The following is a 15,345-nucleotide window of genomic DNA, read 5'->3' as shown; positions in this document are numbered from 1 at the left end:
CCATGACTATAGGACTAGCGATATAGGTTTTTCCAAAAAATGATGCAAATGAATCCGCCTTCTTCGCCCGGCTGCTTTCGTATGGCTATAGCCGAACAGTTCGCCATATCGTCTCATAGATTGCGTAATTGCAAGGAAACGAAACATACGTAGCGGACATTGATCAACGGTAGCCAAACATGATGCTGTACAAAGGGCGGTTACCAATCATATCTAGCTTTCGCATTTGCGAAAATTATCAAGTTATGGTCCATCTGTGGAAACCTTATTCTACTGCACCGTCTGTTTCCCCCACGGACCGAATAGATATGAGTTATCAGGCTTCCAAGACTGTCACATTACAAATTCTCAAGGAGGGATGCTCTCTTGAATACCGTTCCATCCGGTTGCGCCGATGCCGATCCCCGGGTCCTGGCCACATTCCGGGCGCTTGTCGAAGCGATCGTTCCGAACACCCCGGTACTTGCTGTGTACGGACCCTGGCAAACCTGTGGCGCTGCCGATCTATGCGTTCATGAATACATGATCTGGGAATTGGACCACAGCCTTTCAATTGTAAGCGGACTTAATTTGACCATTATGCCGCTATCCGCTTCCACTGCCGGAATGCTGAATGCAGCGGCCGTTCAATTCATTGCCAAGAGGCAGGCACAATATGCCCCCTGTTATCCGGTCCGGGAGGTCAGCCTGTTCGCCTCGCTGTCTCCTGCCGACCGTATCCGTGTGCTTGAGATGCTGGAGGAATTGAAAGTGGATCTTGGGGTACTGCCGCCGCCAATTCCTGAACGTCCGCAACTGGAAGAAGATGATCTGGTTTGTTGCTCCGGTCATTTTTATCTTTGCGTTAATTCCGCAAGATGTTACACAAGCTTCCACTCATTATTTGCAAAATTACTGGGTGCCGGTCGCTATGCCCGTCAATATGCTTGGTCTGCCCCTGCTCCTGCTCATCGCCGGAAAGTGGAGACAGCGGAAAAGTCCGGCACCGGCGGCGCCGGCGGATAACGCATCATGACAAACTCCCTCTTCAGGGACAAGAAGGCCTCCGGACAATCGGTCACAACGAAAAAAGACCCCCGGTCCATGAAGCCATGAACCCGGGGACCTTGAATTAAGCTCCCTTAAAATTCTTCGTATACCGCCGGGTCCTGATCATTAATGCGGCCGGATGCGCGGCTAAGTCCGTTGATGCGCTCCATCTCGTCCGCCGACAATACGAAGTCAAAAATATTCAAATTATCCCGCTGATGCCCTGCGGAGGACGCCTTCGGAATCGGAATCGCGCCGAGCTGCACATGCCAGCGCAGCACAACCTGCGACACGCCCTTGTTGTGGGCATTGGCAATGTCGGACAGAATCTCCTGTCCCAGTAAATCGGTGTTGCGGCCGAGCGGACTCCACGATTCCACCGTGATGCCCTGACCGGCATCCCACTGCCGCTGATCCTGCTGGTTAAAGTAAGGATGCAGCTCGATCTGGTTGATGCTCGGCTTGACGCCCGTCTCGCGGATCAGCGTCTCCGTATGCTCCGGCAGGAAGTTGCAGACGCCGATCGAACGCAGCAGCCCCCGCTTCCGGGCTTCAATCATCGCCTCCCACGCCTCCACATACTGGCCGACCCGAGGATTGGGCCAATGAATCAAATACAGATCGTAATAATCCAAGCCGGCGCGGTAGACCGACTCCTCAATGGTCTCCAGCGCCTCCCGGTAAGCATGCGGAATACAAATTGCCTCATCCCCACACGTCATGGAGCATGGTCCGGAACAAATCGTCAAGCTGCTGATCCTGGTTGCCGTCACCGGGCCGCATTCCGGATGCCGTCCGCTCATAATACGCTATTTTCTCCTCCAAAAAGTCATTGATCGGGTTGATTCTGGCTTCAAAATCCATCTCGTCGCCTGCTCTTTTGCGAACCAGGAGTCCGTCAATAACTGTCCGTAGCAAGCTCTCCGCCGGCACCAGTTCTTCGACAAGCCGGTCAAATTCGATTGGTGGCATGGCGTCGTACTTCTCAATCCATTCACAGGCCAAAATCGGACGGAGAACATAGAAATACTTCTTGATCTTGACCTGATCCCCTTGCAGGTAGTCGCGGTAGTTCCCCTTGGCCATATGCAGATAATGATGAATGCACGACTTGGGAGAAAAAGTTAAGGGCGAGATTTCCCGGATTTGTTCGGTTATCAGACGGTTCTCCTTGTACACGAGCGGCGATTGAAGCCACTCCAAGAGAGGCGGGTTCGACTTGCGGAATAGGTTCAGCGCCTTTCTCAAATCCCAGCCGTTGATATCGAGCCTATCGCTGATCGGCCGTTCAATGACATCCCGTTTATCAAAAATCGATAAATACCAATCCACAGGCCGGATATAGAGAAATCTGACGTCGTAGTCGCTGTCCTTGGAGGGGAACCCCCATGCACGGCTGCCCGATTCACAGGCATACAGAATCCGAACCCCTTCTTCCTCTTCGATGCTTCTTAACTCTTCCAGAATGACCTGGTTTATATCGGACATGGGTGTCCTCCTCCTTATCCATCTATTTTTCCCTTAATCGTCTAAACGAAGCCCTTCTATCTTCGCTCATTATGGAGACGGCGAACATGGCGAAAGTATTACGACGCTGAACTAAAGTTTTCCATTCCGCCCAAATCCCGCCCCTGTTACAATGAAGAGAGAGGTCTGGAACGGGGGATTAGTGTGGCTAAAGAGAGCTTTGTTGAACGTTCCCCCACTTAGCTAACACTTGAAGTGGGGGATTCTTGGGTAATCCCTTCTACTGAAGGGAATTTATATCGATATTTTCTCATGAAAAATCGTATACCAAGCGATCCCTGCGGTTCCCGCAGTTTTCCAAAGGAACATCTGTACGGGTCATTCCGACCGTTGTATGATGCCTTAGCCAAATATCTAAGGAACGGTGGTCTTGATGTTTAAACACCAAGGCTTTTGATGTTATGTGCGGCATTTTCATCTCGATCATGATGGGTATGGCATGATGGGCATGTCCATTCTCGCACAGACAATTTCTTTGCTTCGGGGTGGATCGTGCCGCATACATGACACCTTTGGCTCGTTGGAGCGAATGTATCCGCTACCTTCACCGTCCGTCCATACCATTCCGCTTTATACGCAAGCTGACGGGCAAATTCACCCCACGACGCATCGGCGATGGATTTGGCCAGCCGGTGATTTTTGAGCATGTTCGCCACTCTCAGATTTTCGATGCTGATCGTTTGGTTTTCACGAATCAGCTTCGTGGTGAGTTGATGCAAAAAATCATGGCGGCTGCCCACAATCTTTTCATGGATTTGGGCAACCTTCTGTTTGGCTTTCTGCCAATTGGAGCCCCCTTGGTTACGGCGAGCCATGCGGCGTTGCCAAAATGCCAGTTTTTGCTCATATTTGCGAAACACTTTAGGATTGGCAACCCGCCTCCCATCCGAGCAGACCGCTAATTCCTTGAGTCCAAGGTCAATGCCGATCTCCTTATCGGTCTGTGGCAGAGGGTTCATTTCCACTTCGCAGAGGATGGATACAAAATACTTGCCTGCCGCATTTCGCCGCAGGGTAGCCGAAAGAATGCGACCTTCACACGCTCTGGAGTTGGCAAAGCGAAGCCAGCCAAGCTTCGGAAGCTTCAGTCGGTTTCCGTTCATCGCAATGTTGTCATTGGTGTATTTGGTGGTGTAGCTTTGAACAGGATGCTTTCGGCTTTTGAAGCGTGGGGCCTGATTTTGTTTCTTGAAGAAACGTTCAAAGCTGTCTGCCACGTTTCGCACCGCCGATTGCAGAGCAATGCTATCTACCGATTTTAGCCATTCAAATTGCTGTTTGAGTGCAGGAAGCTGCGTGGCACAGGCGTTATAGGACAACCCTTTACCGGTTGCCGCATAGGTTTCGCTCCATTTGACTAAGAAATGATTGAAGACAAAGCGGCAACAGCCAAACATTTGATGGATGAGTTGACGTTGTTTCGGGTTCGGATAGATCCGATATTTGTAAGCTTTATGTACCAACATGCCACGGGGCCTCCTTTCGGTAGGATATTCCCATTATAGCACATATGTTCGCTTTTAGGTGCAAAAACCGCCGAGAAGACTCCTCCCTATTGAGGAAGGAGTCTTCTCGGCTTTTTAGATAAAATCTTCATGTGCGCTCCCCCAGTAAATCATCTTAACCAAACTGTACCATATCCTGGTTACAAATAACGGTCTATGCACCTAAATTCAAGGAACCTATTTCATTCTTTTGCGTCTATATCTTCAGACAACAGCAAAACTCTAATAAGAGGTGAATGATGAAACACTTAGACGGTCTCTAGCTTCCCCCAAGGAGGTTAGAGAGCTTATGAGCAGAAGTGTCAAAAAAACACCGGCATTCACAGATCATAGCACCCCAGTCACCCGCTGGTGCAAACAACAGGCGAGCAAGACCGTACGCCGCTATACAGGCGATATCCCGCACGGCAAATGGTACCGGAAATTGTACTGTTCCTGGACTATTTGCGATTACCGTTTCTTCAAGACACGACAGCAGGCGATATGGGAATGGGAAACGTCGTCCTATCCATGTAATCGTTCCTTAACCCGCGCTGAATTAATTAACGATTGGGAGCAGTCCTTTAGAAGAAAATAACCAAGAAAGCCGGACAGGGAAGCCCGGCTTTCTTGGTATTTTACCGTAAAGTGCGAATGGCCGGGTTGCAATCATACTGCATTTCATCCCGAATGGTTAATGGCAGCACATGACTCGACAGCATGATTTGTACGAATTTCTTGCGGCATATAGAGCAGCAGCCCTTTTTATACAGCTCAACAAGAATGTTCTGACATAAGGGAGATGGACGCTCGGTAAAGATATCCGTAATACTAGACCCAATACTATGAAATGAATATTTGCTGCGCTTCTTGAACACCACATGCTCCAGCAGCGGCAAGTCTTCTTCCCGGTAATGGTGTATGAACAGGTCAAGAGCTTCAATTTCAGTATTTGGCTGACGGATAAGCTCAATGCCGAGCTGACGAATGCGTTCGTCCTTCACCTTGATCTTGCTTAGAGCACGAATGGCCGCTGAGCGCAGCCGCCCGTTACCCGACTTCGCCAAGTCCATCATTTTTTGCGGATCATGTGGAAAAGCCCTGGTTCTAAATATTTGCAAATAAGCCTCCAGCCTCCTGGGGTCCTCTTCATCCAGCAGATCATCAGCCGCCTTTACCAGATCCGCCTCGGAAGCTTTCCTTCCCCAACTAAAGTACGGATAAAGCGGTCCCGGCTTGGACCTAATGGATGATTTCAATTCAGCATAGGAGACCTCAACAGGTTGCGATGGAACATGGCTCTGCTCAACGGAGGAGGACTGTATAAAGGCTTGAATATTCGCGTCACGAATGCCTTCCAGCAGAGCGATTACTTTGTCCTCTCCCAAGGATTCATAGGCATGCTTCAACAGAAACCCAAACTCTTCATAGTCGGAGGAACGTATTTTCCTGCCGATTTGATCCGCTACAAATAAGAAGCCCTGCTCTCCACCAGCATCTATGATTTCCTCATCCCCGATGAAACTGTTCCATTCCTCGTGATAACCAAATCCTTTTTTCATGGCTGCTAATGCATTTGGGTTGCCGTTCAAGGCAAATATCTTCGCCAGCCGATATACCTGTAACAGGTCCCATCCCTCTTGGGTCCCCAACGCCAGGAGTATTCGCTCTTGCAGCAGAGCCGATGTCCGGACAGCTGAATATTCTCCCAGAGATAATCTTCTCTGCTTGTTTCGCACTGAGGATCATATGCAGTGTTCTTGATGCAGGCATCGTATATGGCATCAATGTGCTTCTCCGTAAGTGCCGGAGACTGCCTCAGATAAAGGATGATGCTCCCTAGCCCACGCGCCAAATCATACCGAAATCGTCTGATTAACAATATATCCCCCCTATAACTCCATCACCATCAAACTCTCACTCGGCACCCGGTCAGCCAGCCACACTTCATTGCCCGCATAGTAAAAGGTAGACCCCTTTCTGTCAGACACCTCATCTACAGCTACAGCCGCGGGTCGATCTCCCGCTCTTTCGCTACTTCAAACAGCAGTTTGGCTGCAATCTCCTTATAGGAGTCATGCTCCGGAGCGATCTGATCAAATGGGACCGCCAGCATCCTCATGCCAAGCTGATATTCGCTCAGCGAGGTGCGCAGCTTCTGACTTACATTTTTTGCTTAAGCAGCTTCCGGTATTTATACGGGAACTTGTAGTCATAGCCATAGATAATAGAGAGATAATCCAGATTGCGCACCTTCATATAGGGTACCGTTGATCCGTCCCAGACCTCCGGCTTGATAACGATCCCTTCCATCCCGTTCTCCAGCGTCAGCCTGGAAAAATACGACTCGGCCTTCTCCAGAGCGTCCGGCTCAGACAGATCGAGCGTAAGCGCCTCATCCTCCGACAGGAACCCGTACATCTCCGAGGTCTTCCAGTCCGGAATTTCCTCATGTCCGTCCTCATATACGAGCTTCAGCAAGGCAAACGGCTTATACACCATGTCTTCGTCCTGCGCGTAGAGCTCCATTTGTTGTTGATACGTGTAATAGGCTTCCAGATGCTCGGCCAGAGGCACATAGCTTCCCTGAATGTCATGAATATGCTTGTAGTTCTGGTATATGAATGAACCGTATTTGTCACTTAGAGCCGATTTGGGCAAATGATACTGGTCCTTCTCGAACCCGCTCGCGCTCGATATGAATCATATTGATAAACAAGGTATGCTCATAGCCTTCCGTATCCCGCTCATCCTGCGCCTTAAGGGGGGCAGAGAAGAAATCGTTAATCGCATTCAGCGGGAACAAAGGCGTGTTGTACCTCGACACATTCAAATACTCAAAGTCTTCCTGTGCATGCTGTTTATAGGAAATTTCATTATCCGCGTCCTTGAAATACACGTTGTAGGTCTGTTCATTCGTGTACCAGCCGTAAGCCATCCCCTTGCGGACCGAGCGCAGCTGCATGCCGGAATTCGGATTCTTCTTGATCAAAAAAGAGAACTGCGGATTGGTGGAACTCACCTGGACAATCGCCATCTCCATCTACTCCTAAGCTTCATATTGCGAATCATTATTTCTGCTTGTATTTTCGCAAATAATGGAAGCTCCGAACAGGGAAAAAGTATTACAAGTCCCGAAAATATTCCAAACGCCCCATAAATCTATGATATGATTTCCTTAACGTTAACTTTATGGAAGGAATCCCTAAGCAATTGATGGTTGTGCTGCTCAATATTGCGGTGGTGCGGTTTTGCCAGTAGCCCAAAATCCCGAGCTCAGAAGAGCTCGGGATTTTGTTTTTACATCACACCCAAAACTAACCACTTGTCGAAGACGAATTGGCGTGTTAATAATCCCGCAGAGCCTCTAAGCCTTCCTTGTAGGTGAGGACCTGCTGCAAATTCTTCGTCAGCCACTGTAAATTCCCGCTGCTATACGCCTTCAGCTTGTATGCAGGCAACTTTGTAACCGACGAGTCCTGGTGGACTTCCACTAGGTTTTTTCCAACAATATCGCTTGCCTGCAAGTTCATGCTCGCCGGCGCATGTTTGACGAGTGCGACAATCGCTTCCCGATCATCCAGCGTTATTTTTTGTCCCGGAAGAATGGTAATGTAGTAATCGGAATTTCCCGTTCTGCCCCAGTATTGGTCAAGCACTATGACAGAGGATTCCGCTCCCTTCTTCAAAAGATATCCGTACATGTACGGCGATGTTCTGACCAGGTCCGTTGAAAAAGGGCCAATTTTCGTAACTTGATCCGCATGAAAATGTTCTTTGATGCTGCTTATTTTGGGCTCAGGCCTGTGATCACGGAACTGATCTAACATCAGCGTCGTGATCTCGTTCCTGGCCAGCCATAGCGCAGCGCCAGCAATGCCAATAACGATGAGGATTAGGATCGTTTTCTTAAGCTTCATGCAATCAATTCGCCACAATCGCTGTAAGATAGGTTGTAATGCTAAGGCCGTCGATGTTCATGAAAGCGTCAACGCCATCCGATTGCCAATGGTCATTGATGGCGATAAAGCCTTCGGAGTAATTGTCGCTTCCTCCCGTCGTATAATTGATGGTCAGATTATACTTTCTGATTCCTTTCACGGTTACCGTATGAGACCCGTAAGGGTTTTGGTTAAAGCTGAGGTAATAAGGCCCATAGCTTTGCAAATACGATTTTAACGTGGAATAATTATTGACATTGGTAAATTTTTCAGGATCATCACTTGTAACCTGGGTTGGCTTGCCGATCGCTTCCGATCCGACTTTGAAAATTTGATCATTTTTGTCATAGCCTACACCGCTGGACGAGCTGAAATAGCTCGAATTTACAATAGCATTGTAAGCGGTCCTTTTTTGAGTGTTCGTTAAACTGCCCCATTTGTAGCCCATAATTTCTAGCGTGGCAACAACTGCGCAATCATTCGCGTAGTCAGTGTCGGATGAGGTCAAAAATTTCGATTTGCCTCTTTAATGATCGGCTTCTCACTTTCCGAGATGCTCATTTGTGGAGGAATGTAATTTGAAATCGAGTATGTAGCGCTTGATGTAGACGGCACGGCATATGCCACTGCTCCGAAAAGCTGTGTTGTCAAAGCCACCCCCACTGTCAAACTTAGTAATTTCCAACTCTTCCTTTTTCCCATTCATACTCCTTCTTTCTTCATTTTGAATGTATTTATTGCTAAGGGCTTGGCCCATAACAATCGTGAAGAAAGCTGTAACTATCAAAATATTCCAAGTATATTCTTGATATTATCATTAATTCATTAAAATGGTAATTAGGGGAATATGTATTATTTGCGAAATGTTTACAATGAAAGCTTTTCTGAACGCCAATATAACTCCCTCACATTCCTTGATGCATTGTTAATGGCACATGCATCCATCCCCTGTCCATCTCCTTATATCGAAACCCGCCCGGACCATCTATGGGTACAGCCTCCGAAGCATGAAGAGTCCTTCTCCACTCCCCGCTCCTGGCATATGCTAAGCGATGCCCTCAAGGAATACGGCGACCGGCTTCAGCCCGAGACGCTGGATGTTCTCGCGACTGGATGTCTGTCTCCGCATCATGCAGGACAGTTCAAAGCCCAGCTTCCTGCGGAGATGGATGGCCGTGCGGAGCTTCATGGAGAGAGGGCTTCTGGCTTCGCTGCATAGCCTGGGCACAGCCGGACACGGCTTCCAGGACATGATCCTGAATCCCCGGGGGTCCACCCCCTCCTACTGGAACAGCAATTAGGTGAATTGGCAGGACTGCTTGGGCAAAGGCTTGACCCTCGCTGTAATGAGCGCCGTTAAATGTGACGGCGGGCTATGAAGTGTATCTGGGGGCTAATCCGGACATTCTAACGCCGGCCATCAAAGCCCGCAACTGGTTCATCAGCAGCTATCCGCTGATGGGAGCGATGGCGGCCGATTTCCGCATCATTGAGGACCCTGTGCTGTGCAACCGGCTCTCGATTTCGGTTGCCGCTGTCGACGCAGAGGCCAAAGAAATCTTCATGGACCCGGCAGCCGGCCTCGACGAGCAGGAATGCCGGTTCGTGCTTGCTCATGAATTTCTGCATGTGGGCTTAAGGCATCATGCCTGCGCCGAGGGACGCGACCCGTACCTGTGGAATGTCGCCTGCGATTATGTGATCAATCAATGGCTGATAGAAATGGGGCTTTTCCGAGGATCGGAGGACTTCATGATCCGGAGATGAAGGGACTGTCGGCGGAATCGGTCTATGACCGCATCGTTACCAATATGCGGCTGTACCGCAGGTCGCCACATTCCGTGGAGTCGGCATGGGCGATATTCTGCCCCCGCGCGTTCCCGATTGGTGGGAGCGGACTGACGCTCGATGAATTTTACCTGACTGGATTACCATTACGACCAGAATCGCGGCTTCCTTCTCGCCGGCCTGGTTGAAGAAATCCGGGCGCTCTCCCAGCCGCCGATTCTCTGGGATGTAGAGCTGGAGAAGGTCCGCACCTACTCGCGGATCAGCCGCAGACAATCCTCCACGCCGGATATCCCGGGGACCCGCTGGGTGCCGGACTCCGGCGACGAGGACGGACGCACCTTCGGCGTCGTCCTGGACACGTCCGGCTCCATGGACACCAAGCAGCTGGGCAAGGCCCTCGGGACCATTGCCAGTTACAGCATGGCCAGGGATGTTCCGCTGGTGCGCGTCATCTTCTGCGACGCGGGCGTGTACGACCAGGGCTATATCGCCCCGGAGGTCATCGCGGACCGCATGTCTGTCAAGGGCCGGGGCGGCACCATGCTCCAGCCGGCCATCGACCTGCTGGAGCATGCCGAGGACTTCCCAAAGACCGGCCCGTTATTGATCATAACGGACGGCTACTGCGACCGGCTGCGCATCCACCGGGAGCACGCGTTCCTGATCCCCAAGGGCCAGCACCTGCCGTTCGTGCCGAAGGGGAAGGTGTTTCGGATGGACTGATACAAGAACAACTATTCTCACCAATCCTCGGAACACAAAGTTGAGGTACCTATATAATCGTAAATGAGGCCGCCAAATGTCATATCATAACTGATGGTACCCCTTTTTCATTGGTGAAAATGTTTCTACTCAGTTAGTAAGTAGAAGTTTTGCCTGCTCACTACATTTTTGAGTTTGGGGCGGTTCAGAGATCGATTGCTACTCCATTTCAGTATACTGAACCTCCACAACCCTACCCAAATCTACATATTGTTCATGGTCGAGTTTAACTTTTACTCTACCCTTTCTGCGCTTCTCACGCCATTCACGAATGTCTTCTTCCGTATCTAGGCGAAGCTCAGCGATTTCCAGAGCACGATCGAGGATATACTTACTCGTGAACAGAAGCGTGTAAATGCTCTGTCCTCCAAGCGCAATGGGAGTCTCTCGGCTCATCCATTTCTCAACCGTGAATCGCACAAACAGCCTTTCACCTGTCCCGGGACGAGGAGGAATCTCCCTGATTTCCTTACGCCGTAGCACCTTCCAATCTACAATCTTGCCTACCCAGTGGATTCCTGTTTTAGCGGTATCATTAAATTTCTTTCTGGATTGGCACATGGCTACATATTCGATTTGGGTTAGGATCTTGACATCAAGGTTCTTTAAGGGAACGTGATAGAATGAGTGTCTTAATGCGGTCTCGACTTGCTCAGGTCCTCGCACAGACCCCACTAATACATTTTTACCTGTGAGCTTGTTCGCGTAGTATTCCTTCGTCCCACGTGAACCTGTAGAGCGTTCAAATGCTTTTTCCGGACTATCTTGGATGATTTCATTTAAGAATTGCTCCACCAAGCTTGTAGAATTAGGCAAGAACGGCAAAGCTCCTATATTCAAAAGCTCGATGCTTTTATAGAATCGGTGGCTCTTAAACCGCTCTTCGTCTGGATAAGGAAATAAGACATAGGCACCAAACATGCTTCGCTCATATTCTCCCGAGCCTTTCTCCTGATAGACAATAGCGTCGCGATACCTGTGCATTGTATTAATATCTTCCTCTTCAGGTCCGGGTTGTCCATATGCTTTGTGATAGGGAGTTCCCTCATACGCTGAATTCAGACGATATTTCGCATCGAACACATACTTGTACTCTTTGACACTACCTGCATCCTTCTTCTTCAGTGTCAGGACATTATCCGGACGCTGGCTTAGAGTGGGAGTCTGTTCAGAGCTAGGAATTGCATTATAGTACAAAATAAACTGTTCTCCGTTTGTCGGATTCTCATAGACCATCTGAGCACTCCGCGATCGATCCAAGGTCACGAATATACCATTGCGATTAACCTTGATAATATCCTGCTTCACCAACTTATACTTCCGTCCAAGCAATTGATTAAGCTTTAAGAAGCACCAATACTCATAGAGTTGAGCCACATCTTTCATGGACAATCGGAACAAGTCACTTTGGATAGATAAGCCTTTCAAAAGCATCAAATAACAGCGATACACTTCTCGATATCCTGGCGCCATTTGCAGAACAAGCGTAACGGACATCTGTTTCAATAACCCGACCTCTCGCAAAAAATCCACTTTCAATAACCGCTCCAATTGAACAATCATATTCTCTATCCGCTTTACCAGCAGCGGGTCTTGTGTGCGGTTTTTCTCATGCCAACGAGCCTTCAACTCCTTGAGCTTCCCAAGTATTCGTTCCAGCATCCAGCGAATGAACCGGTTCTCATTTGTATCATAGGAGAGATTCCTTCGCGTCTCCAGTAAATGAGTAGCTGTGTATTTTCGGTCCCCAATCGTCAAAAATCCATAGGTCATGTCTTCTCTTAATCGCTCGGGATGTCTTGCCAGCTCTCTTGCATTCTCCCTTCCCGCTTTCTTCACCCGATTGGCATCAACCAAACGGCGGTCCTGAAGAAGCGTGTGATGGGGGTTGTTTTGAATCCGCCCCACTGCATCCAGTAGCTGACTAAATATGTGCTGTAGAATGGTAAAAAACTCTGTCAAGCTCTGATATTGTGTCTCCCGCAGCCCTGTCATTTGGTAGGTTCTACGTAAGAAATCAAACGCCAGGTTATAGATCTGCTCATTCACTTCATTCAAAATATTCTGGTAATCCTGCTTGTAATCCATCTTAGAAGGGAAAATCTCCATCTCGACCCGCAGCAAGGTCTGCCCCTCGTTACGAATCTCCCATTCGGTCAGACCGACCTCATTTCCAAAATTCAAAACACCCGCAATAATGGAATCGCCTAAAGGCTTGATGGCTTGCCGGAGAAGTATATTTTCATGATAGTATGAAAGAATGCCCGATACATTTTTCTTTTGGATGACCAACTCATACGATTGAGTTTCGTAGAAACAAGGAAACGTAGATTCTCCTGGCTGCCAATCTACCAATCCCATTACGTTAGGGGAAAAAACTTTAATCTGAGCTTCGCCGACTTTATCAGAACATGTGAGACCAAGCTGCGCATTCACCCATTCCTGATTAGAAGACCGATGAAGCTGCAATGTCTCCACTGTCGGATGGTAGGGGCGTCCTTGAAGATAGAGTGTAAAAAGCTCCGTGTCTACACGGAGCAATTCAACCGTCTGATTAAGAGAGCCAGTAGGAAGTGAATCCATCTTCTTCGAGCCTCCTCAGCATAAAAGCCAATTTCCGTGCACTTTGAGGATGCTTGGCCATGGGTGGAGTCTGACCTGCGTTCCATCTCGTGTACAACGGTGATGTATCCTCCATGAGGTCTTGAATATTGACCGAAATGCCGCTTCCGTTACCAAGAGCACCTTTAATTAGGTTTAGCAAAACTCGACGGACCGAGGCATGACTCCCTTGGATTCGCGGTAGAATCTTTTGGAGCAGTTGCCAATCAAAGGCTTCTTCTTCACTCATGAGGTTGAACCGATCGTTATAGATCATGTAGAAGCAAATCGCGTCGCGCACCCGAAAGCCCACATGAGCATGGATGTCCTCGAGTAAAACATTGATCTTAACTAATCTTTCCGTTGTGCGAATGATGAGCTCTTTATTAGCATCATAAGCGTCAACCAGTTGCAAATAATCCGAGCGCAGAAGCAAATGGTTCATTTCAGAAAGATCGAAAGTCTCACTAAGGTTCAAAGATTCATTGGAATCCGGATACTGTTCAAGATTGATATAGTTAAATTCTAATGTATTGGCTCGGTCCAGTACTTTTTTGCTAAAAGGGTACGTCGTTTCGTCCATGTTCACCGTTCCGATCAAGAAGACATTCTCTGGTATTGAAAGATTACCGTACTTCGCCTGATCATTAGGCATATCCAGCATGGTGGAGGAGATTAAACCTTGAGTCCGAATCTTACCCTCATGCCAATCTTGCGTCTCCAATACACTTAACAAATCGCAAAAATAATGCTCCACTCGAGCCAAGTTCATTTCATCTAGGCAAACAAAATAAGACTTATGCTGATTCTCTGGCTTTCTTGCTTCCGCTAGCACCTCAGTTAATGGGCCTGGCTTGAACCTGCCTGTAAGGTCCTTGTATCCGAGCAGATCAGAAGGGTCACTCCAATCCGGACGGACTGGAATTAAGGTAAACTGACCATTCTCCACCGTCGATCCGAGTGCTTCCGCGAATAGCTTAACCAAACGGGTCTTTCCCGTACCCGATATCCCTGCCAAGATAACGAAGGGCTTCGTTTTTAGAGAGAGGTAGAAGTTCTCGATGAGATGCTCAGGGAAGAAGAAGCCTTTTTGGATGATGAAGAATTGGATCTGTTGAAGAACACCAGCTAGTTGTTCATCCTGTAGTGGTTCTATTTCACTTAACAATGCTTCACCCCTCACTTCATTTGTTTCCTCATCTGAAGATGAGAGACTTTCCACATACAGACGGTAGTTTTCCATTACGTTCTGTAGATCTTCAATGAGCCGCTCATCATCCGGCACGTTACCTCTTTCGTACTTGATATAAGCAACAGTGGACACCTGATAATCCTGTCCCAAACCACTACTCATCAGATGAATGTCTTCATCTTTATTCATATTAGCAAGCGGAACAAGTTCTCGAATTTCTTTCGTTTTATTGCGCAGATATACATATGCCTCTTTACGCCCCTTCTCTTGTACAGGAATAGTCACTCCCTGAGCAAGTGTTAGGTAAACGGCACTCATATCCTCTGCAAATAAATATACGACGTACTCTCCGCGTTGAGTCGTTTCTGTGATTCGTTTATCCAATATGGCGAGCCAAGGTATTGTCGCCCAATTCCCCTGCCCAACAGAACCCTGAATTTTATACTGCTCATCTAAGAATGGCAGCGTTTTGAGCTCAGAAGGGAGTGTCTGCCTAAATTGGGTTCCTAACGGGTGACCAGCGAAGGTTTCTCTTTTAGCAAAGGTGTACTCCGCCAGTATCTTCTCCAGATGACCTTGTAGGGAAAAGTGCTGCAATGCAGCATTGTATTCCTGTAGTTCTTTGTTCGCCATTTGTTCCAACTGAAAGAGCTCTTCTTCTCCTAGCTGTTGTTGAATCTGGTTGTGAAAACCTATTGAATTATCCTCCGAATTCACAAACAAAATATGCGAGAGCGCATTAACTGGGCTGTTTACGATATCTTTAAGCTGGCTTGGGGTTGCCTCCATCCATAACTCCCGCCCTGGTGGCTTATCCACCCGATTTCCTCTTTCTTGTTCGGCAATAAAGTATCTAAGGAAAAGCTCTTTAACTCTATCGAATGAAACCCTCTCCTGATTGGATGCTCTCAGCTCTTGAATTAAGGATAGGATCAGAACCATCTTATAGGATTTTTGCTTTCTCTTAAAAATTTGAGTAAGTGATTCCGGTAGTGGCATGTGATGTTACTCCCCCGAA

The 15,345-nt window shown here is 48.3% G+C and carries 11 protein-coding genes and 3 pseudogenes; 4 read left to right on the top strand and 10 right to left on the bottom strand.

Going from position 1 to position 15,345, the window contains the following annotated elements; all coding sequences use genetic code 11:
• The first annotated feature begins 522 nt into the window (after positions 1-522).
• The gene (locus PSTEL_RS26015) at positions 523-1,005 is read left to right on the top strand and encodes a hypothetical protein (protein WP_156995774.1); all 483 of its coding nucleotides are present in this window, start codon (positions 523-525) and stop codon (positions 1,003-1,005) included.
• A gap of 116 nt (positions 1,006-1,121) precedes the next feature.
• On the opposite strand, the pseudogene PSTEL_RS04395 reads toward PSTEL_RS26015, so the two are convergent.
• The 8 genes and pseudogenes from PSTEL_RS04395 to PSTEL_RS04360 form a co-directional block, all read right to left on the bottom strand.
• A pseudogene (locus PSTEL_RS04395) lies at positions 1,122-1,718 on the bottom strand (aldo/keto reductase); the annotation flags it as partial.
• Between the two features lie 16 nt (positions 1,719-1,734).
• Positions 1,735-2,517 carry a nucleotidyltransferase domain-containing protein gene (locus PSTEL_RS04390; RefSeq protein ID WP_038693731.1) on the bottom strand — a complete coding sequence of 261 codons (783 nt, stop codon included), beginning with the start codon at positions 2,515-2,517 and terminating at the stop codon, positions 1,735-1,737.
• A 416-nt stretch (positions 2,518-2,933) separates the two neighbouring features.
• The gene (gene tnpB, locus PSTEL_RS04385) at positions 2,934-4,022 is read right to left on the bottom strand and encodes an IS200/IS605 family element RNA-guided endonuclease TnpB (RefSeq protein ID WP_038693729.1); all 1,089 of its coding nucleotides are present in this window, start codon (positions 4,020-4,022) and stop codon (positions 2,934-2,936) included.
• A 656-nt stretch (positions 4,023-4,678) separates the two neighbouring features.
• Entirely contained in the window at positions 4,679-5,632 is a 954-nt protein-coding gene (locus PSTEL_RS04380) for a hypothetical protein (RefSeq protein ID WP_245625074.1), read from the bottom strand.
• A 410-nt stretch (positions 5,633-6,042) separates the two neighbouring features.
• Positions 6,043-6,731: pseudogene (locus PSTEL_RS04375) on the bottom strand (metallophosphoesterase); the annotation flags it as partial.
• Positions 6,724-7,077, bottom strand: a pseudogene (locus PSTEL_RS04370) (SAM-dependent methyltransferase); the annotation flags it as partial. The pseudogenes PSTEL_RS04370 and PSTEL_RS04375, both read right to left, overlap by 8 nt.
• A gap of 310 nt (positions 7,078-7,387) precedes the next feature.
• Entirely contained in the window at positions 7,388-7,960 is a 573-nt protein-coding gene (locus tag PSTEL_RS04365; protein WP_038693725.1) for a hypothetical protein, read from the bottom strand.
• A 4-nt stretch (positions 7,961-7,964) separates the two neighbouring features.
• On the bottom strand, positions 7,965-8,489 hold the full coding sequence (locus PSTEL_RS04360; RefSeq protein WP_038693724.1) for a hypothetical protein: 525 nt from the start codon (positions 8,487-8,489) through the stop codon (positions 7,965-7,967).
• A 420-nt stretch (positions 8,490-8,909) separates the two neighbouring features.
• Here PSTEL_RS04360 and PSTEL_RS28310 point away from each other — a divergent pair, with 420 nt between their 5' ends.
• The 3 genes from PSTEL_RS28310 (at position 8,910) to PSTEL_RS28300 (ending at position 10,495) form a co-directional block, all read left to right on the top strand.
• Entirely contained in the window at positions 8,910-9,200 is a 291-nt protein-coding gene (locus PSTEL_RS28310) for a hypothetical protein (RefSeq protein ID WP_245625073.1), read from the top strand.
• Positions 9,201-9,343: 143 nt separating this feature from the next.
• Entirely contained in the window at positions 9,344-9,748 is a 405-nt protein-coding gene (locus PSTEL_RS28305; RefSeq protein WP_038693723.1) for a DUF2201 family putative metallopeptidase, read from the top strand.
• Between the two features lie 393 nt (positions 9,749-10,141).
• Complete coding sequence (locus tag PSTEL_RS28300; RefSeq protein WP_179944898.1) at positions 10,142-10,495, top strand: hypothetical protein; 354 nt, start codon at positions 10,142-10,144, stop codon at positions 10,493-10,495.
• A gap of 198 nt (positions 10,496-10,693) precedes the next feature.
• Here the strand turns inward: PSTEL_RS28300 and PSTEL_RS04345 are convergent, their stop codons facing one another.
• A complete protein-coding gene (locus tag PSTEL_RS04345; protein ID WP_038693722.1) occupies positions 10,694-13,117 on the bottom strand; it encodes a restriction endonuclease-like protein in 2,424 nt (807 codons plus the stop codon).
• Entirely contained in the window at positions 13,089-15,326 is a 2,238-nt protein-coding gene (locus PSTEL_RS04340) for an MrcB family domain-containing protein (protein ID WP_038693720.1), read from the bottom strand. The genes PSTEL_RS04345 and PSTEL_RS04340 overlap by 29 nt, the downstream gene beginning before the upstream one ends.
• Positions 15,327-15,345: the final 19 nt, after the last annotated feature.

Source organism: Paenibacillus stellifer (assembly GCF_000758685.1).
In the GTDB taxonomy this organism is placed as follows: domain Bacteria; phylum Bacillota; class Bacilli; order Paenibacillales; family Paenibacillaceae; genus Paenibacillus_AQ; species Paenibacillus_AQ stellifer.
The sequence above is the reverse complement of the archived record's forward strand: the minus strand, read 5'-3'. Positions and strand labels throughout refer to the sequence as shown.

Coding starts and splice junctions, on each gene's coding strand:
- PSTEL_RS26015 (WP_156995774.1), top strand. CDS start 523: ATGATCTGGGAATTGGACCACAGCCTTTCAATTGTAAGCGGACTTAAT.
- PSTEL_RS04390 (WP_038693731.1), bottom strand. CDS start 2,517: ATGTCCGATATAAACCAGGTCATTCTGGAAGAGTTAAGAAGCATCGAA.
- tnpB (WP_038693729.1), bottom strand. CDS start 4,022: ATGTTGGTACATAAAGCTTACAAATATCGGATCTATCCGAACCCGAAA.
- PSTEL_RS04365 (WP_038693725.1), bottom strand. CDS start 7,960: ATGAAGCTTAAGAAAACGATCCTAATCCTCATCGTTATTGGCATTGCT.
- PSTEL_RS28310 (WP_245625073.1), top strand. CDS start 8,910: ATGGCACATGCATCCATCCCCTGTCCATCTCCTTATATCGAAACCCGC.
- PSTEL_RS28300 (WP_179944898.1), top strand. CDS start 10,142: ATGGACACCAAGCAGCTGGGCAAGGCCCTCGGGACCATTGCCAGTTAC.
- PSTEL_RS04345 (WP_038693722.1), bottom strand. CDS start 13,117: ATGGATTCACTTCCTACTGGCTCTCTTAATCAGACGGTTGAATTGCTC.
- PSTEL_RS04340 (WP_038693720.1), bottom strand. CDS start 15,326: ATGCCACTACCGGAATCACTTACTCAAATTTTTAAGAGAAAGCAAAAA.